Consider the following 22,207-nt stretch of genomic DNA (forward strand, 5'->3'; position numbering starts at 1 on the left):
ATGGAGGAAATGCGATCATGTCTACACCTACTGGATTTATGGACTACAAACGCGAGCTGCCTGCTGACCGCGATCCGCTGGAACGGATTAAGGATTGGGATGAATTTCATAAACATTTCAATGAAGACCAGCTGAGAACGCAAGGCGCGCGCTGCATGGATTGCGGCACGCCTTACTGCCATACAGGGATCGAGCTTCCAGGCGGAGCTTCGGGTTGCCCGGTGAATAACCTCATTCCGGAATGGAACAATCTCATTTACCGCGGACTGTGGCGCGAAGCGCTTGACCGTTTGCACAAAACGAACAATTTCCCGGAATTCACAGGACGCGTTTGTCCTGCGCCGTGTGAAGGCTCCTGTACGGTCGGCCTGATCGGCGATCCGGTTACGATTAAAACCATCGAGCAATCGATTATCGACAAAGGTTTCGAGGAAGGCTGGGTCGTACCGCAGCCGCCGCAAATGCGTACTGGCAAGAAAGTTGCTGTCGTAGGCTCCGGTCCTGCCGGAATGGCTTGCGCGGCGCAGCTTAACAAAGCGGGCCACACGGTTACGGTATACGAGCGTGCAGACCGCATCGGCGGCTTGCTCACATATGGTATTCCGACGATGAAGCTGGATAAGAATATCGTTCAACGCCGCGTTGATCTAATGGAAGCGGAAGGCGTAAACTTCATTACGAATGCGGAAGTCGGCAAGAACGTGCCGGCTGATCAGCTGATGAATGAATTCGATGCGGTTGTTCTGTGCGGCGGCGCGACCAAAGCACGTGAAGTCGACATTGAGGGCCGCAACCTGAACGGCATTCACCTAGCGATGGATTACCTGAATGGCACCATCAAGAGCTACCTGGATTCCAACCTGGAAGATGGCAACTATATTTCGGCAAAAGACAAGAACGTCATCGTCATGGGCGGCGGCGACACGGGTACGGACTGCGTAGCTACGGCGCTTCGTCATGGCTGTAAATCGATTACGCAATTCGGTACGGTCGGTAAAGCGCCGCTAGTGCGCGACCAAGAGAAAAATCCTTGGCCTCAATTCCCGAACGTATACACGCTTGATTACGCGCAAGAAGAAGCGCGCGCATTGTTCGGCGAAGACCCCCGCGCATTCTCCATCCTGACGAAGAAGTTCGTAGGCGACGAGAACGGAAACATCAAAGAGCTGCACACGGTTCAAATCGAACGTACAGTCGATGAAACCGGCCGCAGAATTTATACGGAAATTCCGGGTACGGAGAAAGTATGGAAAGCGGATCTTGTTCTGATCGCTGTCGGCTTCGAAGGTCCTGAGAATACGCTGGTCGAGAAGCTTGGCCTGGAGACGGACCGCCGCTCCAACGTCAAAGCCGCTTACGGCGAATATCGTACAAGTGTGGACAAAGTATTCGCTGCAGGCGATATGCGCCGTGGTCAAAGCTTGGTTGTTTGGGCAATCAACGAAGGCCGCGAAGCTGCGCGTGAAGTGGATCGGTTCTTGATGGGATCGACGATGCTTCCATAAGTGAAGCCATAATTGAAATACAAAGCGCCTTCGGGCGCTTTTATTTCGTTTCTAAGGAGCGATAGACAATGATTCAGTATGGATCCGATACGATTACGCAGCTGAAATTTTTAGCGTTTTATCCTCGTATGGAGCGCCGTGACGATCAATGGATCGATATCGAGCTTCGTGCGGAAGTTAGTCATGAAACGCCGATTCCAAGCGGGCTCATCGATTTGACGATTCTAGTCATTTGCACGCATAGCGGTGCTATTGCGCAAATCATACCGTTAGACGAGGGCTGCGATTGCGAATTTCAGTTCACTTCGGATGAGAAAGAGCAGATTGCATCCTACATCGAGTCGGACGAAATCCAAGCGGAGATTGCGAAACTCGCGCTCAGTTAAGGTAAGATGTGGTAAAATAAGCTGAACGTTATCGTTTCTTTCGGGAGGAGATGCGATTGTACAGCACGGCCGCAGCAGTTCTTACACCGACTGAGATTCATAAAATCAGGCATTACGTCCAGCATAAATACGGTGATCTGCCAAGCGATCGCCGTGCCGAAATCGTCGATGATGAGCTGCAGCGCATCGTCATGCGCCAGCTGCCTCGTTTTCCGCAGGAAGACAAGCGGAAAGTTACGGCAGCGCTTCTTCGGAGTCTTGCAGCAAGCAAGCCGGTTTCGGTCAGCGAGAAACATATTTTTGCAGCATGCATGAGGCTCGATTATCGGGATCCTCAGCTTTTGCATGCCCTTCATGAATGGGTGGAGCAGCGAATCGGCGTGACGATCGAGAGGGAAACGTTCAAGGAAATCGTCGATGAGGCAGCTCGCATCGCCCGATCGCCTCAGCTTGAGGTAGAAGCTTGGGATGCCATATTAGGAAGAGCAGCAGCTTACTATCGTCCGTCTGACCGGTTGGCCGAGTTCATCGTCCTGCCCGGCAGGAGGGACGCGAATGACGGAGTAGAGTCTCGCGATGAAGCCGGATCAAGCCGCTTTCTGCTGCTATCCGTACTGCTCAGCGCGTCGACCTTGATCTACGGCTGGTGGATGCTTCATCCTCCTATGCAAGTACAAGTCCCGCAGCCTAATCCTACAGTCGTCGTAAAGCAAAAGCAGCCGCCAAAGGAACCGGCTCCGGTGAAGGTGAAGCCGAAATATCGGAATGAATTGCCTGAAGAGCTGCGGTTCGTGGATGTGAATCGGGAACGGCTAGTTCAGTACCTGTCGGGAAAATCATCTCTGCTGGCGGAAGAGCCGTATCTCAGCACAATTCTTAATGCCGCTAAAGATAATGACATTCACCCGCTGCTGCTGTTTGCCATTACAGGGCAGGAGCAGGCTTTTGTACCGAAGACAGATAAGAATGCGAAGAAGATTGCGAACAACCCGTTTAACGTGTTCCACAGCTGGAGAGAGTTCAACACGACCATTAGCGAGTCGGCCAGGATCGCGAGCAATACGATCCTTCATAGAAGCCAAGGCCGGCCCGACGAGATGGATGCGATCGCGTGGATCAATAAAAAATATGCTGAAGACGTCAATTGGCATAAAGGCGTTCGCAGTATATTAGAAGCAATGAAACGTCAAATTATGACGGTTAACGAACGGTAAAGAGGCGATGGCTTGAAAACATTGATAATCGCAGAGAAGCCCGATATGGGTCGAACGATCGCCGCTGTCGTAGAACCGAAGGCGCAGAATAAACGCGCTTATTTGGAAGGCGAGAACTATATTATTACATGGGCGATCGGCCATTTGGTCGGCCTCGCGGAGCCGGATCAATACGATCCGAAATACAAACGGTGGAATGAAGCGGATTTACCCATCATTCCGGACCGGTTTAAGCTATTGGCGAATGCGCGAACGAAGGATCAGCTCATGACGATCGGCGAGCTGTCGAAACGCTGCAACCGGCTTGTCAATGCATGCGATGCCGGGCGCGAGGGCCAGCTAATATTCCACCTGATCCGCCAGTATTTGAAAATGCCGCAGCCAACGGACCGGCTGTGGATTTCCGATTTGACGCCGGAGACGATCCGGCGCGGCTTCGACATGCTTCGCAGCGACCAAGAGTACGATCCGCTGACGCGTGCGGCGAGAGCGCGGAGCGAGGCGGACTGGCTGGTCGGGATGAATGCCTCCCGGGCGTTTACCATTCGCCATAAAACGCTTCTTTCGGTCGGACGCGTACAGACGCCGGTACTGGCTCTGCTGTACGATCGGCATACGGAGATTACATCCTTCGACAGCGAAACCTATTACATCGTCCAAGCCCAGTTCAGCCAGCGCGATTTTAGCTATAAAGGGGTTTGGCAGGGCGATCGGATTACGAAGAAAGAGCAAGCCGAAGCGCTAGCGGCAAAGGTTGCTGGAAAGCCGGCCAAAATTGCCAGCTATACGGTCAATGAATCGAAGGAGTACCCCTACCGGTTATATGACCTGACTCTGCTCCAGCGGGAAGCGAACGGTCGCTATGGCTATCCGGCCAAAAAAACGCTCGACATCGCACAGTCTCTATATGAGAAACACAAGGTGATTACGTACCCGCGGACAAGCTCGAACTATGTGACGGAAGAAAATATTCCAGTAATGGGCAATGTTCTTAACATGCTTAAACAAACCGCTTACGGCGAGCTCGCCAGCGGCGCTGACCGCAGCAGGGTGCATAAAGGCAACAAGGCCGTATGCAATCCGGCGAAGGTTGAGGATCACCATGCCATTCTGCCGACGCCAAAACGGCCGGGCACGCTTAGCGCGGAAGAGCAGAACATCTATGACATGATCGTCCGCCGGTTTCTGTCTCACTATTATCCGCCTGCCGTGTACAACAACCACGATGTGCTGACCGAGGTGGAGCAGGAGCAGTTCCGCACTCGTGCCAAGGAGCAGCTGGACGCAGGGTGGCGCGTCGTTCTTGGCGATTCGGAAGATGGTAACGCCAAATCAAAAGGCAAATCGAAGAAAAAATCCGATGAGGCTTCAGAAGATCAAGAGGATGATTTGGTGGAAACGGATCGGCCGTTCTCGGTAGACGAGAGTGCGCCCGTACTCTGTGAAACCGCGGCCGCGCTTGAGAAGGCAACGAAGCCGCCGAAGCCGTATACCGAAGGCACGCTCCTTAAAGCGATGGAGAGCGCAGGGAAAGCAATCGAGGACGAAGAGCTTCGCGATGCAATGAAGCAGACCGGGCTGGGCACGCCTGCGACGCGAGCCGCGACGATCGAACGGCTGAAGCAGGTCGGCTATATCAAGCCCACGGGCAAACGGCTGGATATTACGACTAAAGGCTGCGCCGCGATTGAGCTGATTCGCGGAGCAGGGGTCGAGCTGCTGGCGTCGCCGGAGATGACCGGCCGCTGGGAGCAGCGCTTGCACCAAATTTCGAAGGGTGAAGCATCGGACGAGCAATTCATCGCGAAGGTGAAACAATTCGCCGAAATGATCGTTGCGAAGGTGAAGCAGCAGCGGCAAGCGGATGCCAGCTTGTTTGCAGAGCCGGAGAGAGCTGGCGGCGAGACGAGCGGAAGAGGCAGGAGCAAGGGTACTCGTACATCGAGCGAGAGGGGCGGGCGTACGTCCTCGAGGGAGAAAAGCGTGACCTCGAAAGCTGCATCGGCGAAAAAAGAAGCCGCTGCACCGCGTAGAACTGCTTCTAAATCGAAAGCCGCGAATGCTCAGATTACTATGGACGACGTACCGGAAGGCAGCGCGGCGACAACGCCATCTAGCGACAAAGCGCCTTCCGCGGCGGCTTCACCGAAAGTCATTGCGCCATGTCCTCGCCCGGGTTGTGGAGGACAGCTCGTTGAAGGCAAGCGCGGGTATGGCTGCATTCGTTTTCGAGAGGGCTGTAAGTTCGTCATCTGGAAGGAGCAGCAGGGACGAGCGGTCACGCCTGCAATGGCGAAAATGCTGGCAGTCAGCGGTACTACAAGATCGTCTACATTTAAATTAGAGGATGGCCGTACTATGTCGGGCAAGCTGGTTCTGGTTGACCAAGCTACGGGTACCGTCGAGTTTCGTTCATCCCCATAGGGGGAACAGGTATGGCTGAGCGGATCGTGATTGGGATCGATGGTGGGGGCACGACTACGCGCATAATGGCGGTAGACCCGCAGGGGCGGATGCTTGCGTATGCCGAGGAAGGGAGCAGCAATCCGGATAAAGACCCAAATGCAAAGGAACATGTGCAGGAAGGGATACGGAAGGCGCTCTCTGAAGCGAATGTTGATAGCGGAGACGTAATTGCGCTGTGCGCCGGATTCGCAGGGTTTGACAATGACGATGACTCCTCGTGGGCAGCGGAATTTACGGCATTACCGGGGCTAAGCTGTCCTAAGGTTCTCGTCAATGATGCGGTCGTCGCTCACGCGGGGGCACTAATGAATCAGCCGGGGATCGTGGCCATTTCAGGAACCGGGTCGACGATATTCGGGGTGAATGAAGACGGTCGCCATTTATGCAATTATGATTTCCATCACTATGCCCCGACTGCTGCGCGCTTCCTTGCCTATGATGCGGTGTACCAAATCATCGCAGGCAATATTGGTGAGCAGGATGAGTCATTCGTTCAAGCCGCGCTTGACTACTGGAATGTTGCATCCATTTCGGAGCTAGCCATGGTCGGTGCAAGCGGCTTTATCGCGGATTATGTCGAACGGACGCTCAAATTCGGCCGTATGGGACCCATGGTGACAGCCGCTGCCCGCGAAGGTTGTCCCGTCGCGCAGAACGTATGCGGTACGGCCGTCACGGCGCTGAATGACGGTATCCGGCTGCTGGGTCGCTGTTTTGCCTCGGATGTCGTTAATGTCGCCTTAATCGGAAGCGTTGCGCGCGATCCGTACGTGCAAGCAAAGCTCGAACAGGCGCTGTCCCATCCGACCAACAAGAGCTACCGGGTCGTGGAACCGGCGCTTCCGCCGGCGGCTGGCGCTATTCTAATGGCGATGGAAAAAGCAGGTATCTCCGCCGGATCTCAGTTCATTGAACAGCTAAAGAACCAAATACCAGCCTAATAACAAAAGAAGCTTGTCACGCGCGGGAGCGATTGCTCCCATGGTGACAAGCTTCTATCTTTATGGGCGGAGAAAAGGCGCGTTAATTGGATGGCAGCTGACCGAGCTGCTTTAAGTAATCGTAAATACTGACAGGGACATCACGCAGCTGATCCAGTGTTATAAAGGCGCCCTTCGGCTCAACGTCAATGCCGATAATATTATAGGCCCACTCGGTATCGGTCTTCATGTGGATCGCGTGGATCCCAGTTGAAAGGGCAGGGACGATATCGGTCCGAATGGAGTTTCCGATCATCCAGGTCGATTTCCGGTCGAAATTGCCTTCACGCAGGATCGCTTCCATTGCTTCAACGTTCTTCTTCGAACGAACGTAAATGCGCGGGCCGAAATACCGTTCCAGCTTCATATCATTGATTTTTCGCTGTTGGATGAGCATCTCGCCGCCAGTATAAAGATGCAGCTCATGGCCCCGGGAGGCCAGCTCGTCTAATGTTTCCTCCATATGCGGATAAGGTTCTACAGCATGCTCGTAAACGCTTCGTCCAAGCTTCCAAAGTAAATCTTCCTCCACAGGGGAGGCTTTTCTGCCGAGCAGATCGGAGAAATACCGATATGTACCGATAAAGGACTGCGGGAAATGATCGCTCTGGAATCCGGAGACATGCACGCCGGCTATGTCGATTTCGGTTTGCTTGTCGCGGATTTCTTTCGGCTGAACGCCATGACCCCTAAACCAGTCGCTCATCAAATCGGTAAATTGGTCAATCACGAAGTAAAAATATTTGTTGCAGTAAATTAGCGTATCATCGAGATCGAATAGAATACTTTGTTTCATCTTAGGCACGGCTCCTTCCCCAGATGATTTCGCTGTAGAATCAATCTACCGCATCTTGGGATTCGCCGTCAAATCGAATAGTACTGGGAAGATTTACAAATACTGTAGATGGAGGTGATTCAGAAATGGCAATCAATCGAAACAGCAGTAAAAACCGCGATAAAGAGACTGGAATGAGGCAGTATTCTCCTACCATTAAGACGGAGAAATTCGCAAACCGGCCGCCAAGCTTAAACGGCATTAACAAACAGCTGCCTTAATACATACGGCAGATCGGGATTAGGTTAGGACAGTCTCTATATGAATATCCATGCGCCGAGCATTCGCGGTTGCCATATAGAGACTGTACGGCGATGGCTTCCGTTAAGCATATTTTTGGAGTTTAGCAGTGAGATCCTGCTTTATAAACGCAAGCCGCTTGCGGACATAGAAATCGTAGCTCGAACCCTTCAATTCGCGGGGGCTGATGACTTCATCAGCACTGTTGTCGATAATGGTCAATGAACCGTTGGAATAGAACTTGAAGGTTAAATCCCGGAATGGTCGATGATTTTCGATAAACCGATAGTTTTCACAGTTATTCATGATGGTCAGCCTCCTCACAATTGTCGGGAAAATAGAACGTTTGTTCTTGTTTTTATTATAGCAAACATTTGTTCGTATGGAAACTATTATTTTTTTCCCTTAAACTAGATTAATAGCTGACATAGAAATAGATCGTTAACTATAGACGCTAACGAACGCAATCATAAAGGAGCGCCATTCATGATCAAAGTCGAGCAATTATCGAAACAAATTCCCGGCGGGCCGAAAGTGCTGTCCGGCATTAGCTTCAATATAGAGCCAGGCGAGTTCATTGCGGTGAAAGGGGCCAGCGGGAGCGGCAAGTCTATGCTGCTGAAGTGCTTGGCGCTTCAGGAAAGCTGGAGCAGCGGCTCTTATATTGTCGACGGCGTCGACATTCTCAAAAAAGGGCTGTCCGGCAAAATGAAAATCAGGCGCGAAATGGCCTACCTCGAGGAAAAGCCGTCTTTGATCGCCAAGCGGTCGGCTCTTAAGAACGTGCTGATCGGCGCCGCCAGCCAGACGCCAATCTGGCGCAGAATTACCGGCATGGTGCGCAGCGATGATTATATGGGCGCGATGGATATGATCGAGAAGATGGGGCTGCTCGAAAAAGCGCATCAGAAAGGCGATAAGCTGAGCGGCGGAGAGAAGCAGCGGATTGCGATCGCGCGCGCTTTGGTGCACGGCGCCAAGACGCTGCTCGTCGACGAACCGGTATCGGGTCTTGACCCGCATGCGGCGGAACAGGTGCTGTCCGATCTGAAGAACATGTGCAAGACGCAAGGCGTGTCGGTCGTTGCCGTCATGCATCAAGGCGATTGGGCGGAGCGGTTCGCCGACCGCATACTCGGCTTGAACAACGGACAGCTCGTGCTGGACATCAAGGGAAGAAGAATGACGGAACGGGAGAAAATGCTGCTGTGACCGTAAAAGAATCCGTTAACTATACGCTGCGGCCGATCAAATGCGACGAGCTGGATGCCGCGCACCGGTTGGAGCTTGCTTGTTACACGCCTGAAGCGGCTGCGAGCAGGGAAGCCTTCGCATTCCGCCAGAAGCATTTCCCAGGCTATTTCTGGTCGGCGTGGCAAGGCGGCGAGCTGATCGGGCTATGCTGCGGCGTCCTTTCGTCGGAGAGCAGCTGCGAGAACGATGCCGTGAAGAGCGCGCACAGCGAAGATATAGATGGTAAACATCTCGTGGTTCTATCGGTGGCAGTCGATCCTGACCGACGTCTGGGCGGCGTCGGGACCGCGCTTATGAAAGCGCTTCTGAGACAAGCGGAGTTCGATCGGCTGCAGTCCGTCGCGCTGATGTGCGAACCGCATCTAATCGCATTTTACGAAGGGCTCGGTTTCGAATACATAGGTGTTTCCGCATCGCAGCACGGCGGCATTGAATGGCATGAGATGAGAAGAGTCATCGGCTAGGAAAACGGCATACAATGGAGCATTAACCTAGAATAGGCAGGTGTTCCATCATGGCATTCCAGTTTCCGGCCGTCATTCATGCCTCGCGCATGACGTTCCCGAAAGCCGAGCTTTGGGTACCGGTCGTAAGCGGACTTCACAATACGGCAGCGCGCAACCAAATCAACGGCAAAATCCGCAAAACCGTGAGTGAGCTCGTACATGATCAAGGTTCCCTTGACGATCCGCGGGCGGAGATGCAAGGCTATTTTGAAATCAAGACGAACGAAAAGGACGTGCTCAGCTTATCGCTATTTAATTATGCCTATACCGGCGGCGCGCATGGACTAACCTTGCAGGAGTCGCTTACGTTTGATACGGGCACCGGAAAGTCATATACGCTTTCGGAGCTTTTCAAGCCCGGCAGCAACTATGTCGGCAGGCTATCTGACCTCATCAAGGCTCAGATCGACGAACGGCAGATTTCTACGCTGGAGCCTTTTCATTCGATAAGGCCGGATCAGCCGTATTATATTGCAGACCGGTCATTGGTCATTTATTTTGCGCTGTATGAGCTAACGCCGTATGCTTTTGGCTTTCCTTATTTTCCGATCTCGGTCTACGATATCAGCGATATCATTAATCCGAACGGGCCGCTTGGACGGATGGCGATGAACAATTAACAGTTATTAAGGAGATTTCTATGATTTATGTTCTCATCTTGCTGCCGGTCAGCCTGATTCTGACGGTCATGCTGATCAAACGTAGACAGCACGAGAATAATAAACCGATTATCGCCGCTTATGACCGCAGCCCGTTGCAACAATCCGACCTGCCGCACGGACACGGGCATCTGCCTTCGTTTACCGCCCAGAATCAGGCGGGCAGGCCGAGATTCAGCATTCTCATCGTTGACGATCAGCAGGCGATCCGCATGCTGCTTAGGGAGTTGTTCGAGCAGGAGGAAGTGGCCGTCCATGAAGCTGGCAATGGCACTGCGGCAATCGAAACCGTACGGCAAACACCGCTGGACTTCATCCTGCTGGATCTGAAAATGCCGGATATGGACGGGATAGAAACTCTGCGCGCCATACGGCGGGCAAACAGAACCGTCCAGGTCGCGATGATTACAGCATTTGGGGATTCAGGCACGTTGGAGACGGCCAAACAGTTGGGCGTGCAATCGTTTTTCACCAAGCCGTTTGATATCGAGCATGTGAAGAACAGCGTCATGAACAGCTTGACGAAAATGGATTGCAAAGTAGATCCGCAGGAGTAGCCGCCGGCTGCTTCGGCGGATTTTTACATTCAAAACGAGATATGTTGTTTCTTCTTGGTTGTGCTGACCTTGCAGGCCCTCTCATACAGTCATATATGGAGGTGGCTGCGTTGGTTATGCTTTGGCTCGGATGCATTGTTTTTATGGCGTCATGCGCGCTCTCCCTATTCTTTGCCCGGAAGGCGGAGCGCGGGGACGCTAGGTCGCTGCAACAGGGCTCGCCTTACGTGCGATATATGCAGGATAAGCATGAATTGAACGGAATTGGCTTTGCGCAGCAGCTAACGCGGCATATGGGCGGGTTATCTGCATATGGTGTGTCCTTCTCGGCTCTTTCCTATATTGGCGGCGCGGTGCTGCTGCTGGGACCGGCAGCGGCTGCGGGAGGGACTGCAATCATCGGTTTCGGCTGGCCTCTCGTAACCATATTCGGAATCGTGACGGCTTGCTCGCTCGCGGCATTGGCTTCCGCCGTTCCGACGGCTGGCGGCTGCTATCACTGGGCGCTGTCTGCCGGCGGGCGGCGCATGGGCTTATGGACGGGATGGCTTCATTTAACGGGTACCATTCTTATGGTAGTAACGACGAATCTGCTGCTGGCGGATTGGATCTACAAGGTGATGGAGGAGCGGCTTGGCTATGCAGGCGGCGGGGAATTGCGTTTCATGCTGATTCTCTTTCTTTTTATCACGCAGGCGCTTTTGAACGTGAGAGGGGTGCATGCGCTCGGGAAACTTGCCGGAGCTACGGCAGTCTTGCAACTGTCGATAGGCTTGGCATTCATCATATGTCTCCTCGCTGCGGCTGGGCCGAGCATGTACCCGTTTCGAATGCTGTCCGAGGCAGCTCCGCCTTCCGGCAGCGAGCCTGCTCTCCTAATCGGAATGCTGCTACTGCAAAGGATATTTCTAGGCGGCGACAGCGCCGGTCAAATGGCGGAGGAAACGAACGCCCCCCGCATTAACGTGCCATGGTCGATTTTCTTCTCAGCCGTGATGCTGGGCTTCCTTGGTTTTATTTTATACGTGCTCGTCATGATGTTTTATCCTTTAGGCAGGGGCGGGTTCACGAGTTATCAAGAAATCGGCTTCTGGCTTGCGGGAATATGGGATCAATGGGGGGCGCTCGTCAACGGCATCATGATCATTCTGATGATCTGGGCGGTATGGATGAGCGGGAGCGTCTCGATCGCCGCTGCATCCCGCACGCTATTTGCGATGGCTAGAGACGAAGCGGTGCCGTTCTCAAACAAGCTCATGGCGGTTTCCGTCCAATTCCGCACCCCGCTAAGCGCGGTGCTGGCCGTCACTTCAGCGGCTGCTTGCATGACGATCGCGCTCAAAGCCGTAACTTCCAGCGGCGCAACGCCGCAATCCATGCTAATGCAGCTAGTGATGCTCAGCGTTGCGGCCATGCATGCGGCCTGCTTGCTGCCGATCGCCGCGAAGCTATATGGGGGAGCGATGAACCGCAACCGCTCTAGGCTCAGAGGGCCGTGGCATCTTGGGAAATACGGTACGGCCGTGGACGTTGCCTCCTTAAGCTGGCTGACCGTCACCGGCACATCGGCGCTTGCCCTGCTCGAGCCAATGACATCGCTCGGCCTGATCTGTGCGGTACTGGCAGCAGGGTTAATCATCGAATGGAAGTACAGGGCAATGCTAAGGAAATCGCCTTTCAAGGTGGTCGGCTCGATTCGGTTCAGCCGAAGATCGATGGACGAATGTATCAGAATTGAAAGAAAATTCCCACAACATTATTGAGAGAAACGGGGAAATAAACGAGCCGTCCGCCGGAAATATTTCCTGAGCGGCTGCGACTATTTCCCGGGGAAGCGCATGAAATTACACAAAATACGCGCTTTCGACACGTTCTGTAGCAGCTTGGCGAAATGCAGAAAATCCGTGCGTTTTCGACGGTATTTAACGTCATGAACAATTGCTGCACTCCTTGTTTCTGGCTTATAATTCGAATAACTAAGGAGGAGTAGCGATGATGCTTGGACAGGTGATCTCGATTAATACGGCATTGCCGGTTGCCGTTCCCTACGGATCGAAAGAGGTTCTCACCGGTATCAACAAGCGATCGGTCGGAAATCGGCCTGTTTTTATTTCCCGCACTGGACTTGAAGGAGACGGTCAAGGAGATCTTGTTTATCACGGCGGCGAGGACAAGGCAGTGTGCGTGTATTCTGCCGAACATTTCCCGTATTGGGCGGAGCGATGGAATCGGACGGTGCTGCCGGGCGCATTCGGGGAAAATTTCACGGTTGAAGCCATCACTGAGCGATCGGTATCGATCGGGGATATTTGGGCGGTCGGGCAAGCGGTCGTTCAAATCAGCCAGCCGAGACAGCCCTGCTTCAAGCTTGGCATGAAGCATCAGCTGCCGAGCCTCGCCCAAGACGTGCAGATAAACGGATTCACCGGATTTTATCTGCGTGTCTTAACGGAAGGAGCGGTCACGCAGGGGGACAAGCTGGAGCTGATCGAACCGCATCCCGCGGGCATAACGGTTGCCGAAGCGAACCGGATCATGCATCTCGACAAATTCGACAGAGACGGGATAACAAGGCTGCTCGCCATCCCGGAATTGGCCGAGAGCTGGCGGCAGTCGCTCGGAAGCAGGCTGTTCAAGCTTGGCGGCGATTGATTTCCAGGGCCGCTGGCCGTAACCCATTTTCATGATTCAAGCAGGAGGCATCGTTTCTAATGAATTCAATGACAAGCCGCGAGTATGCCCAATACTTGGATGCCTATCCGATCGATCCGGACTGGCACATCAAGAAAGAAGAATGCGGCATGAACAATACGACTCGGATGGTATATGCCGGTGCGGACAAGCTGGTGCTGCGCATTTACGAGAACCATCGGGATCGCGCGCTGGTTGTAACGGAACATGCGATTCTGAATGAGCTGCTGAGGGCGAAGCTGACATACAAGGTACCGGCAGCCGTTCAAAATCGGCATCGGGAAACGATAACAGTCGGGCCGGAAGGCAAGCTGGCTGCTCTGTACAGGTTTATTCCGGGTAAGCGACCGAACCCGAATTCAGACGCTCATGTATACGGACTCGGACAAGCGGCAGGCGAGCTTTCACATGCATTAGCTCGTTTGAGCGGTCGGGCGGAACTGATACCTCAATATAAGCCGTACTACGAGCTGGCCGAAAACCATGGCGCCATGCTAGACGACGCGCTGCTGCAGCTTTGCGAACGTAACGAACAACTTAAGGACAGGCGGGAGAAAGTAATCGGCTTGCTCCATGAAAGAAAGTATTTAACGGCATTAAGGGATTGCATTGCCAAGCTGCCTCAGCAATGGATTCATGGCGATATAGTCTTTACGAATGCAGTAGCAAATGAGGAACTAATTTCCGGCCTGCTCGACTTCGAATTTTGCACGGTCGATGCCAGAGCGATGGAGCTGGCGGTTGTGCTTGCGGAGTTTCCGAGCGAGGCAAGCGGAGAGGCGATCCGCCATATCGAACTGTTTTGCAAAGGGTTCGGCGAATGGGCGAAATTGAACCAACGGGAGCAGGAGCAACTGCCGGCATTGATCAAGCTGCGCATGATCGACGTTTGGCTGCATTTCGCGGGCAGGCTTCAATCAGGGCTTGATCCCGAGCAGGTGTGGCTGGATCAAACCGACCGCGTCTCCTTCGTATGCAGATGGGTAGAGGATCACGCAGATGCGATATCGGAAATTTTCAGGCGTAACTTAACCGAATAAAGCAGGACACGCAGGGCCGATCCATTCTCCGTCAGCGGAGCATGATCGGCCTTGTTTGTTGAATATAGATAACATTGTATCGCCTAATGTAGGTTTACCTCAGCGTCCTAACTGACGCATCGCAGGGAGGCATGCATATGAAAAGTACGGCGGAGATGCTGGGATACGGACCGAACGAACGGGTGCTCATCATTAATGCGGATGACTTTGGCTTGTGCCACTCCAGCAACAAAGGGATTCAGAAGCTGCTGACGGACGGCGTCGTGTCGTCCGCCACGATTATGATGCCATGCGGCTGGGCCAGGGAAGCGGGTGTCTGGAGCGCAAGCCATGCGCTGCTTGATGTCGGCGTGCATTTCACGTTTACGAGCGAATGGGATTTGATGAAGTGGGGACCGGTTTACAGGGGCGGCTCGACCGAGTCGCTGGTCAATATGGAAGGGTATTTCCACCGGGACTCCAAAACGTTCGAGCGGCGCGCCGATGCCGAGCAGGTCAGGCTCGAGCTGATCGCGCAGGTCGAGATGGCGCTTCAGATGGGCGTAAACGTCACTCACGCCGATAACCATATGGGAAGCCTGTATGGCCTTCAGACGGGAAGGGATTTTCTGTCTGAAGTATTCGACGTATGCGCGGGCTTCGGTCTGCCGTTTCGGCTTCCGCGCTTCTTGCTGCTGGAATCCGGCGCTCCTGCGCCTCCCGAGCTGGCGGCACAAGCGCTCAAGGTGGCAGCCGAAGCGGACCGCAAAGGGGTTGTCGTGCTCGACTATTTGGTGGCGCTCCCATTCCAAGCGGCGCCGAATGAGACCTACGCGCAGTTCAAAGCGCAGATGATTGCGCTCCTGAAGCAGTTAAAGCCCGGCGTTTCGGAGCTGATTATCCATCCGGCGCTCGTCACCGATGAGCTGAGCGCGTTTCACGGAGAGCCGCTGAAGCGGGGGATGGAGATGGATATTTTCCGGGACAAAGAAGTTCAGGATGTGCTTCAAAGCGAAGGCATCAAACAAATCGGTTGGAAGGAGCTGCGCCATTACCAGCGCAGAATTTCCAGGCCTTGAATATCATTGCACAGAGGCTGTCCGATCGGGAAACGGCGGCTTCTGTGATAGACATGTTCATTAATATGGGACAAGCTGTACTAACACAGTATGGCTGCGAAAGAGCTGTATTACTGTTTTAGAAGATCTGTTTATGAAAGAAACGCTACCCGCGACTTGAGGATGATGGTATACTGATAGTTGTGAATTATAGAAGTATTCAGTTAATTCGGGAAGGGAGTGGAGCAAGTGGCGGTACTTCCAAAGCAGAACGAGCTTGGTTTTTTCGAAATTCGACTGGAATCGATTGGCGGATTGGGCGCAAACTTGGCCGGAAAGATGTTAGCTGAAGCGGGCGTTGTTGGAAGCGGATTCAATGGAGTGAGCTTCTCCTCCTATGGTTCCGAGAAGAAGGGTTCGCCGGTAAAGGCGCATATCCGGTTTTGCGATTTGGAGACGAATATTCGGGATACGACGCCTGTCGAGCGTCCTCATATCGTCGGGGTATTTCACGAAAACCTATCGAAAACCGTCAACGTGATCAGCGGAATTTACGAGGACAGCGTTGTTCTTGTCAATTCTAGCAAATCGACGGACCTGCTGAAGCAGAAGATGAACCTTGCCGCCGGTACACTTGCCGTCGTCGATGCTACAGGCATCGCGCTGGAGGAGAACAACCGCGTCAATATGGCGATGCTGGGCGGCTTGTTCCGGCTCTGCAGCTTCCTTGATTTCGAGCATATGAAAGGCATCATCCGCAAGTCGCTGGAGAAGAAATATCCGCAGGCCGTCGAGCCCGCGCTGCGTACGTTCCAGCGCGGCTACGACGAAGTGAAATTCCAAACGTACGCGCTTCCGGAGGGCGAAACCATGCCGCAGCCAACGCGGTGGGACGTGCCTTCGCTCGGCTATGAGACGCAGCCGATAGGCGGAATGATCATCAATCCCGGGAACAGCGTGCTGAAGGATATCAGTATTTCCAGACAAGGCATGATGCCGCATTTCGACGATGAGAAATGTATCCACTGCGCGGCCTGCGACACCGCATGCCCGGACTTCTGCTTCGTTTGGGAGGAGCAGCCGGACAAGAAGGGACGTCCGCAGATGTTTCTGCAGGGGATCGATTACCAATATTGCAAGGGCTGTTTGAAATGCGTCGTGGCATGTCCGACCGAGGCGCTCGCTTCCGAGCGGGAGACGGACGGTTATGGCGAAGAGCACCGCGTGCCGCACAAGTTTGCTTGGGCTAAAGCGAATTAACGGCCGTGCCGGGTAGGCACGGTAGAGAGGAGCGGAAAGATGGCCGTTGAAACTAAAAAAGAAGTGAGCAAAGGTACAGTCGAGCAGCGGATGGTATACGAGTCTGGCAACGAGATGGCCGCGTACGCCGCGCATCAAATCAACTATCACGTCATGGGGTATTTTCCGATTTCCCCGTCGACGGAGGTTGCCCAGTTCCTCGATTTGATGAAAGCGAACGGGCAGCACGATATAAAACTGATCCCGGCAGACGGCGAGCATGGCTCGGCCGGCATCTGTTACGGCGCATCCGCGGCAGGAGGCCGGGTATTTAACGCAACGAGCTCCAACGGATACTTGTACATGCTGGAGCAAATGCCAGTCCAATCCGGTACGCGTTTTCCAATGGTCATGAATCTCGTATGCCGTTCGGTCTCCGGGCCGCTTGATATTCACGGCGACCATTCGGACTTGTATTATGCGTTGAATACCGGTTGGCCGATTCTCATGTGCCGCGACCCGCAGGCGGTGTACGACATGAACATCATGGCGCTCAAGCTTGCCGAGGATCCGAAGGTGCGCCTGCCCGTGCTTGTCGCATCCGACGGCTACTTCACGTCGCATCAGAAGCGCCGCGTCCAAACGTTCGCTCACCGCGCGGACGTGCATGCCTTTGTAGGCGAGCATTCGCCTGAAGGCTTCAAGCATGTGCTTGACCGAAATAATCCGATTACGGTCGGACCTTACATGAACGAGCCTGACTACATCAACAACTGCTATCAGCAGTCGGTTGCGATGTACAATGCGTCCGAGGTGTATGACCGCATTCGCCAAGAGTATGCCGAGCTGACAGGCCGCGATTACCCGATTCTCGATCTGTACCGGATGGATGACGCCGAAGTGGCCGTGTTCCTGATGAACTCCGCATCGGAAATCATTAAGGATGTCGTCGACCAGCTTCGCGCCCAGGGCATTAAAGCAGGCTCCATCGCGCCGAACATGATCCGTCCGTTCCCTGCGAAGCAAATTGCCGAAGCGCTGCGCGGCGTCAAGGCGGTCACGATCGGCGACCGTGCGGATTCGTACGGCGGGCACGGCGGCAACATGACGAACGAAATCAAGGCGGCGCTGTTCACTCAAGGCGTGAAGGATACGCTGGTCATTAGCCGTATTTACGGCCTTGGCGGCAAGGACTTCTATGCAGAGGACGGCCATCACCTGTTCGAGCTGGCGATCGAAGCGGCGGCGACCGGCAAAGTCGCGGTGCCATTCGACTATTGGGGCCACACGCCGGGCGATCCAACCAAAGCGCCGAAGCGCGTGCTTGAACCGATGAAGTATGAAGATTTGAAAACCGGCCTAATCACGGTTGACCGCGACGAGGCGACCGGCAAGCTGAAGGTCAAAGTGCCGCCGGTCCGCCAGCTGACGAAAAAGCCGAAGCGCCTTGCGCCGGGACACGGCGCATGTCCGGGATGCGGTATTTTCTCCGGCCTGGAGCTGTTCTTCAAAGGAATCGAAGGCGATATCGTAGCCCTCTATCAAACCGGCTGCGCGATGGTCGTCACTACCGGATTCCCATACTCTTCCCATAAAGCTACGTATATCCACAACCTGTTCCAAAACGGTGCGGCAACGCTGTCCGGCGTGGTCGAAATGTTCTGGGAGCGCAAGCGCCGCGGCGAGTTGGACCAATACGGTCTCAAGGATGATTTCACCTTCGTCATGATTACGGGCGACGGCGGGATGGATATCGGGATGGGACCTGCGATCGGCAGCGCTCTCCGTAACCACAAGATGATCATCCTCGAGTACGACAACGAAGGCTACATGAATACAGGCGCGCAGCTGTCGTATTCGACGCCGCTCGGTCACCGCACGTCGACGTCCAACGTCGGCAAGCATCAAGGCGGCAAGCTGTTCCATCACAAGGATACCGCGCAAATTATGGCCGCAACGAACATCCCGTACGTGTTCACGGGTTCGGAGTCCCTGCCGCAGGATTTGCTCCGCAAAGCGGCGAAAGCTCAGTACTACGCGCAGAACCATGGACTCGTCTACGGTAAAATCCTTATCACATGTCCGTTGAACTGGCTGTCTGAAGAGAAGATCGGCCAGACTCTGATCGACGATGCGGTGAATTCCTGCTTCTTCCCGCTGTACGATGTCGAGGAGGGCATTACGACGATTACGTACAATCCGGAGGATAAAGGCAAGCGGATTCCGCTTGGCGACTGGCTCAAGAACATGGGCAAAACGAAGCATATGACTCGTCCGGAGTATGCTGAAGCGCTGAAGTCGTTCGAGAATGAAGTGGAACGCCGCTGGCAGCGTCTGAAAGCAAAACACGAGAATATGTACCTGTAGAACCGGATAAGGCGCGGCGGCGAAAATGCGCCGCGCCTTGTTTTATTCACGCCGAAGGAGACTGCCTCACGATGCCATTCGTATTGAGAGACCGCATAACCGGGGAAATTGCCTGCGGCATGCTGAGAAATGTGTATGATTTTGCATATTATGGCGCGCTCTGGTGGGAGGATATTGATGCAGCGGGGCAAGCAGCCGAGCGAGCGCTGGCTGAACACGGATATGAACGATTCGCAGACTGGGATATTCTTGAAGTGAAAGAAGAGCGTCTGAAGCTGTTTAACGTAAAGCTGAATAATGATCCCAGACGAAGGCTCCTGCTGGAACAGGACGGAGCAATCAAGCTGCTTAAGCCATAGAAGCGTTAGTGCGGGAGGGTATCGGGCATGCAGGAAACGAATTCTAGTTATTTTGAGCAGCTAAAAGGGCTGAAGTCCGAAGCGGAAATCGAAGCATTCGGCAAGGAGATAAAGTCGGAGGGATTCACCGCATTAAGGCATTTCCTGGATGATTTCAGGCAATATTTGCGAGCGTTCGTGGATGATGCGTGCGTGGAGGCTGCGGAGCTGCTGCATAGAGCTCAGCTGGCGGTTCCCGAGCCCGGCCGGACAAGTCCTTCATGGACGTACATCTGGCGGGAGTACAAGGGCATCATTCGCACGAAGCAGCATGTATTCGGGTCAATTCCGCCGGAGCAGCGCGAAGGGGAATGGCAGGTGCTGCTCGACAATCCGTTCAGCAATCAGAACATTGCCGTGTACCCGGGATTAACTTTTATCGAAGCGGCCTACATGTTCGCCTATTTCCGTACCGAGTTAATGAACAATGAATATATCAGGCTGCAGAAAATAGCGACCGTGATGACCTGTCAAGGCGTTGACGAGGACGGTCTTCAGCCGATCGCCAGCCTTTAGCATGCGATAAAGCGACAAAAAGGCATTGAATCCGCAAGACGCGGCTGCGGCCGCGTAAGGGATCCAATGCCTTTTCCTATTGCCCGCGCTGCAGCGCACCTGTCTTTTCGAGGTGAGCCGCGATCTTCCTGCCGTGGAACCGGCCGGATTCGATGAAGATCTCGTTCGCTTCATGCCGCGAGGCGACGACGCCGGCCAAGTAAATGCCGGGTACGTTGCTCTCCATCGTTTCATCGTTGAAGGTCGGGTAGCCTTCGTCCTCGATCGTTACGCCGAAAGACGAGAGGAACGCCCGATCCGGGTGGAAGCCGGTTAAGGCGAGAACGAAGTCATTCGGCAGCTCGTCCCGTCCGTTCGCGCTTTCGACGATGACGCTGCGCGGTCGGATTTCGACGACGCGCGATGAGAAGCGCATCTGAATGCGGCCCTTCTGGACGAGACTTTCGAAGATCGGCCGCACCCAAGGCTTAATGCTCGTGGAATATAGCGCACCGCGGTAAACGACCGTAACCTTGGCGCCGACTCGCTCCAGCTCGAGCGCCGCATCGATAGCCGAGTTGCTGCCGCCGATGATTGCAACCTTCATTCCCGTGTACGGATGGGCTTCCCGGAAGAAATGCGTGACTTTATCCGACTGCTCGCCAGGAATGCCAAGCTCGTTCGGATGGTCAAAATAGCCTGTAGCAACGATGACGGCTTTAGCCTGATATTCTTTTCGCTCGCCGTAGCGGTCTTGGCTTTCCAGAATGAAGGTGCCGTCATGCTGCGGATGGATAGCCGCGACAGCCTCATAGGCGTTGATGCGTACCTCTTGCCGTAAAGCGACGTTGCGGTAATAGGTGAGCGCCTCGATTCGTGATGGCTTCTCGTTCGCCGTCGTAAACGGAATGCCGCCGATCTCGAGCAGCTCAGGCGTACTGAAAAAATGCATGTATGTCGGATATTGCGATATCGAATGAACGACGTTGCGTTTCTCGATAATGAGTGGCTGGACGCCGATCGCCTGCAGCTCGATGGCGGCTGCCAGCCCGCACGGACCGGCGCCGATGATGATTACTTGTTCGGTATGCATAACTGCTTAATCAACTCCAATACACATGTAACATCAGGGCAGAACCAGTTTTTATTTTAACACAGCTTCGCCCTGCATGCTTCCTGTAAAACAAGCATTTGGCTCTGTGTATGCGAGATGATATGTTGTATAATAAGTTCACGAAAGGTAGGAAAGTTTGACCGGGGTCAAACTTCCTGATCGGGAAGAGTTTGATTTCGTCAAACTCCCAACTCAGAGAGAGTTTGATTCCTTCAAACTCCCTATTACGATTAGCAGGGAGAGTTTGATCCGTCAAACTCCCTAATCAGAGAGAGTTTGACTCCGTCAAACTCCCTATTACAAGGGGGGAGATAGAATGCGACGGCGATTCGTCATTGAAGCCGTAATGGTTGCTACGTATGGTCATCTGCTCGTGCCAAGCCGGCCTGTCGATTTTGTCTTGCCATATTCGACAATTATGGAGCTCTATGATATGAAAGCAGGATCTGAGCCGGTCATGGACGATCCCGATGACGATGCTCATGTGAAAGCGAAAATCGGCGAGCTTATTGCGTTCTTCGAGGATCCGTTTAACAAAAAGAAAATCGAGCGCGCCTTGCAAATGCCGTGGCGCGAAAGCTCGCCGCTGCTGCTGAACGACAAAATCCAATTCACGATCGTTCATGCCGTGGACAACGCGCAGTATGGCGAATATTTCGATCCGATCGAGACGGAGCTGCTGCTGACTTCGCTGAAGCTCAGCGTACCGCTGCTGTCGGATCAGTTCGAATTCCAAGATAAGCTGCTGGAGGCGGAGGTTCCGGTCCAGGTTTACGATATCGAGGATTTTGAATTTGCCGTGGAACAGGGCATTACGGCGGCGGATTTCGAGTCCACCAGCGACCTGTAGCGAGCGCAAGACAACGAGGGCCCGGCTAACGCCGGGCTTTTGTATGCCTGTATAACGAAAAAATAAATTTCGCAAACGCCCCTTGCGCGCTGAGCGGAGGTGGTGTTAAGATTTGGTTGTTCCGGTTCCAGGAAACGGAAAACAATTCGACGAAAAGAGGGCGATGGCTATGCGGATCACGTTTATTGTTGTGCGCAATGAAATGATGATGACGCAAGTCCATCGGCCCGACTTCTTTCGCAGACGGCGGCTTTGATTAGCCGTACGATTCTGTCTGCGCATAAGGAGACCTTGAGCCATGCGGCTTGAGGTCTCCTTTTTTCGTTGACGAAGAGCGGAACACTCGCAAGCTTGTTTAAAGGGGGAATTCAACC

22 protein-coding genes are annotated in these 22,207 nt (G+C 53.8%); 19 read left to right on the plus strand and 3 right to left on the minus strand.

Annotation, left to right across the window (positions count from 1 at the left end; genetic code table 11):
* The first annotated feature begins 17 nt into the window (after window positions 1–17).
* The 5 genes from DL346_RS07390 (at window position 18) to DL346_RS07410 (ending at window position 6,512) form a co-directional block, all read left to right on the plus strand.
* A complete protein-coding gene (locus DL346_RS07390) occupies window positions 18–1,505 on the plus strand; it encodes a glutamate synthase subunit beta (RefSeq protein ID WP_112881365.1) in 1,488 nt (495 codons plus the stop codon).
* A gap of 68 nt (window positions 1,506–1,573) precedes the next feature.
* A complete protein-coding gene (locus tag DL346_RS07395; protein WP_112881366.1) occupies window positions 1,574–1,891 on the plus strand; it encodes a hypothetical protein in 318 nt (105 codons plus the stop codon).
* A 56-nt stretch (window positions 1,892–1,947) separates the two neighbouring features.
* Window positions 1,948–3,105 (plus strand): hypothetical protein, encoded by a 1,158-nt coding sequence (locus tag DL346_RS07400; RefSeq protein ID WP_112881367.1) that lies wholly within the window; start codon window positions 1,948–1,950, stop codon window positions 3,103–3,105.
* A gap of 12 nt (window positions 3,106–3,117) precedes the next feature.
* On the plus strand, window positions 3,118–5,529 hold the full coding sequence (locus DL346_RS07405; RefSeq protein WP_112881368.1) for a type IA DNA topoisomerase: 2,412 nt from the start codon (window positions 3,118–3,120) through the stop codon (window positions 5,527–5,529).
* An 11-nt stretch (window positions 5,530–5,540) separates the two neighbouring features.
* A complete protein-coding gene (locus tag DL346_RS07410; protein ID WP_112881369.1) occupies window positions 5,541–6,512 on the plus strand; it encodes an N-acetylglucosamine kinase in 972 nt (323 codons plus the stop codon).
* 82 nt (window positions 6,513–6,594) lie between these two features.
* On the opposite strand, the gene DL346_RS07415 is transcribed toward DL346_RS07410, so the two are convergent.
* Window positions 6,595–7,347: an HAD family hydrolase gene (locus DL346_RS07415; RefSeq protein ID WP_112881370.1), complete on the minus strand. Its 753-nt coding sequence runs from the start codon at window positions 7,345–7,347 to the stop codon at window positions 6,595–6,597.
* 125 nt (window positions 7,348–7,472) lie between these two features.
* On the opposite strand from DL346_RS07415, the gene DL346_RS29720 reads away from it, so the two are divergent.
* Entirely contained in the window at window positions 7,473–7,607 is a 135-nt protein-coding gene (locus DL346_RS29720; protein ID WP_276311517.1) for a hypothetical protein, read from the plus strand.
* Between the two features lie 103 nt (window positions 7,608–7,710).
* Here the strand turns inward: DL346_RS29720 and DL346_RS07420 are convergent, their stop codons facing one another.
* Window positions 7,711–7,932 carry a hypothetical protein gene (locus DL346_RS07420; RefSeq protein ID WP_112881371.1) on the minus strand — a complete coding sequence of 74 codons (222 nt, stop codon included), beginning with the start codon at window positions 7,930–7,932 and terminating at the stop codon, window positions 7,711–7,713.
* 180 nt (window positions 7,933–8,112) lie between these two features.
* On the opposite strand from DL346_RS07420, the gene DL346_RS07425 reads away from it, so the two are divergent.
* The 12 genes from DL346_RS07425 to DL346_RS07480 all read left to right on the plus strand — a co-directional run bounded on the left by DL346_RS07425 (window position 8,113) and on the right by DL346_RS07480 (window position 19,890).
* On the plus strand, window positions 8,113–8,838 hold the full coding sequence (locus DL346_RS07425; protein WP_112881372.1) for a phosphonate ABC transporter ATP-binding protein: 726 nt from the start codon (window positions 8,113–8,115) through the stop codon (window positions 8,836–8,838).
* Window positions 8,835–9,344 (plus strand): GNAT family N-acetyltransferase, encoded by a 510-nt coding sequence (locus DL346_RS07430; protein WP_165822400.1) that lies wholly within the window; start codon window positions 8,835–8,837, stop codon window positions 9,342–9,344. The genes DL346_RS07425 and DL346_RS07430 overlap by 4 nt, the downstream gene beginning before the upstream one ends.
* Before the next feature lie 50 nt (window positions 9,345–9,394).
* Window positions 9,395–10,006: a DUF3298 and DUF4163 domain-containing protein gene (locus DL346_RS07435; RefSeq protein WP_112881374.1), complete on the plus strand. Its 612-nt coding sequence runs from the start codon at window positions 9,395–9,397 to the stop codon at window positions 10,004–10,006.
* Window positions 10,007–10,026: 20 nt separating this feature from the next.
* Window positions 10,027–10,602 (plus strand): response regulator, encoded by a 576-nt coding sequence (locus tag DL346_RS07440; RefSeq protein ID WP_112881375.1) that lies wholly within the window; start codon window positions 10,027–10,029, stop codon window positions 10,600–10,602.
* Window positions 10,603–10,718: 116 nt separating this feature from the next.
* Window positions 10,719–12,365 (plus strand): APC family permease, encoded by a 1,647-nt coding sequence (locus DL346_RS07445; protein ID WP_240633101.1) that lies wholly within the window; start codon window positions 10,719–10,721, stop codon window positions 12,363–12,365.
* Window positions 12,366–12,594: 229 nt separating this feature from the next.
* Entirely contained in the window at window positions 12,595–13,254 is a 660-nt protein-coding gene (locus DL346_RS07450) for an MOSC domain-containing protein (protein ID WP_112881377.1), read from the plus strand.
* Window positions 13,255–13,313: 59 nt separating this feature from the next.
* The gene (locus DL346_RS07455) at window positions 13,314–14,333 is read left to right on the plus strand and encodes a phosphotransferase (protein WP_112881378.1); all 1,020 of its coding nucleotides are present in this window, start codon (window positions 13,314–13,316) and stop codon (window positions 14,331–14,333) included.
* Window positions 14,334–14,470: 137 nt separating this feature from the next.
* Window positions 14,471–15,391, plus strand: coding sequence for a polysaccharide deacetylase family protein (locus DL346_RS07460; RefSeq protein WP_112881379.1), 921 nt, complete (start codon window positions 14,471–14,473; stop codon window positions 15,389–15,391).
* 228 nt (window positions 15,392–15,619) lie between these two features.
* Window positions 15,620–16,630, plus strand: a complete 1,011-nt coding sequence (locus DL346_RS07465) for a 2-oxoacid:acceptor oxidoreductase family protein (protein ID WP_112881380.1) — start codon at window positions 15,620–15,622, stop codon at window positions 16,628–16,630.
* A 39-nt stretch (window positions 16,631–16,669) separates the two neighbouring features.
* Complete coding sequence (locus DL346_RS07470) at window positions 16,670–18,976, plus strand: thiamine pyrophosphate-dependent enzyme (RefSeq protein WP_112881381.1); 2,307 nt, start codon at window positions 16,670–16,672, stop codon at window positions 18,974–18,976.
* A 71-nt stretch (window positions 18,977–19,047) separates the two neighbouring features.
* Window positions 19,048–19,335: a hypothetical protein gene (locus DL346_RS07475; RefSeq protein WP_112881382.1), complete on the plus strand. Its 288-nt coding sequence runs from the start codon at window positions 19,048–19,050 to the stop codon at window positions 19,333–19,335.
* Between the two features lie 27 nt (window positions 19,336–19,362).
* Window positions 19,363–19,890 carry a hypothetical protein gene (locus DL346_RS07480; RefSeq protein WP_112881383.1) on the plus strand — a complete coding sequence of 176 codons (528 nt, stop codon included), beginning with the start codon at window positions 19,363–19,365 and terminating at the stop codon, window positions 19,888–19,890.
* A 76-nt stretch (window positions 19,891–19,966) separates the two neighbouring features.
* Here the strand turns inward: DL346_RS07480 and DL346_RS07485 are convergent, their stop codons facing one another.
* Window positions 19,967–20,962: a YpdA family putative bacillithiol disulfide reductase gene (locus DL346_RS07485; RefSeq protein WP_112881384.1), complete on the minus strand. Its 996-nt coding sequence runs from the start codon at window positions 20,960–20,962 to the stop codon at window positions 19,967–19,969.
* 337 nt (window positions 20,963–21,299) lie between these two features.
* Between DL346_RS07485 and DL346_RS07490 the strand changes: the two genes are divergently transcribed.
* Window positions 21,300–21,833: an ADP-heptose synthase gene (locus DL346_RS07490; RefSeq protein ID WP_112881385.1), complete on the plus strand. Its 534-nt coding sequence runs from the start codon at window positions 21,300–21,302 to the stop codon at window positions 21,831–21,833.
* Window positions 21,834–22,207 lie beyond the last annotated feature (374 nt).

It is taken from the genome of Paenibacillus montanisoli (genome assembly GCF_003268025.1).
Taxonomy (GTDB): domain Bacteria; phylum Bacillota; class Bacilli; order Paenibacillales; family Paenibacillaceae; genus Paenibacillus_Z; species Paenibacillus_Z montanisoli.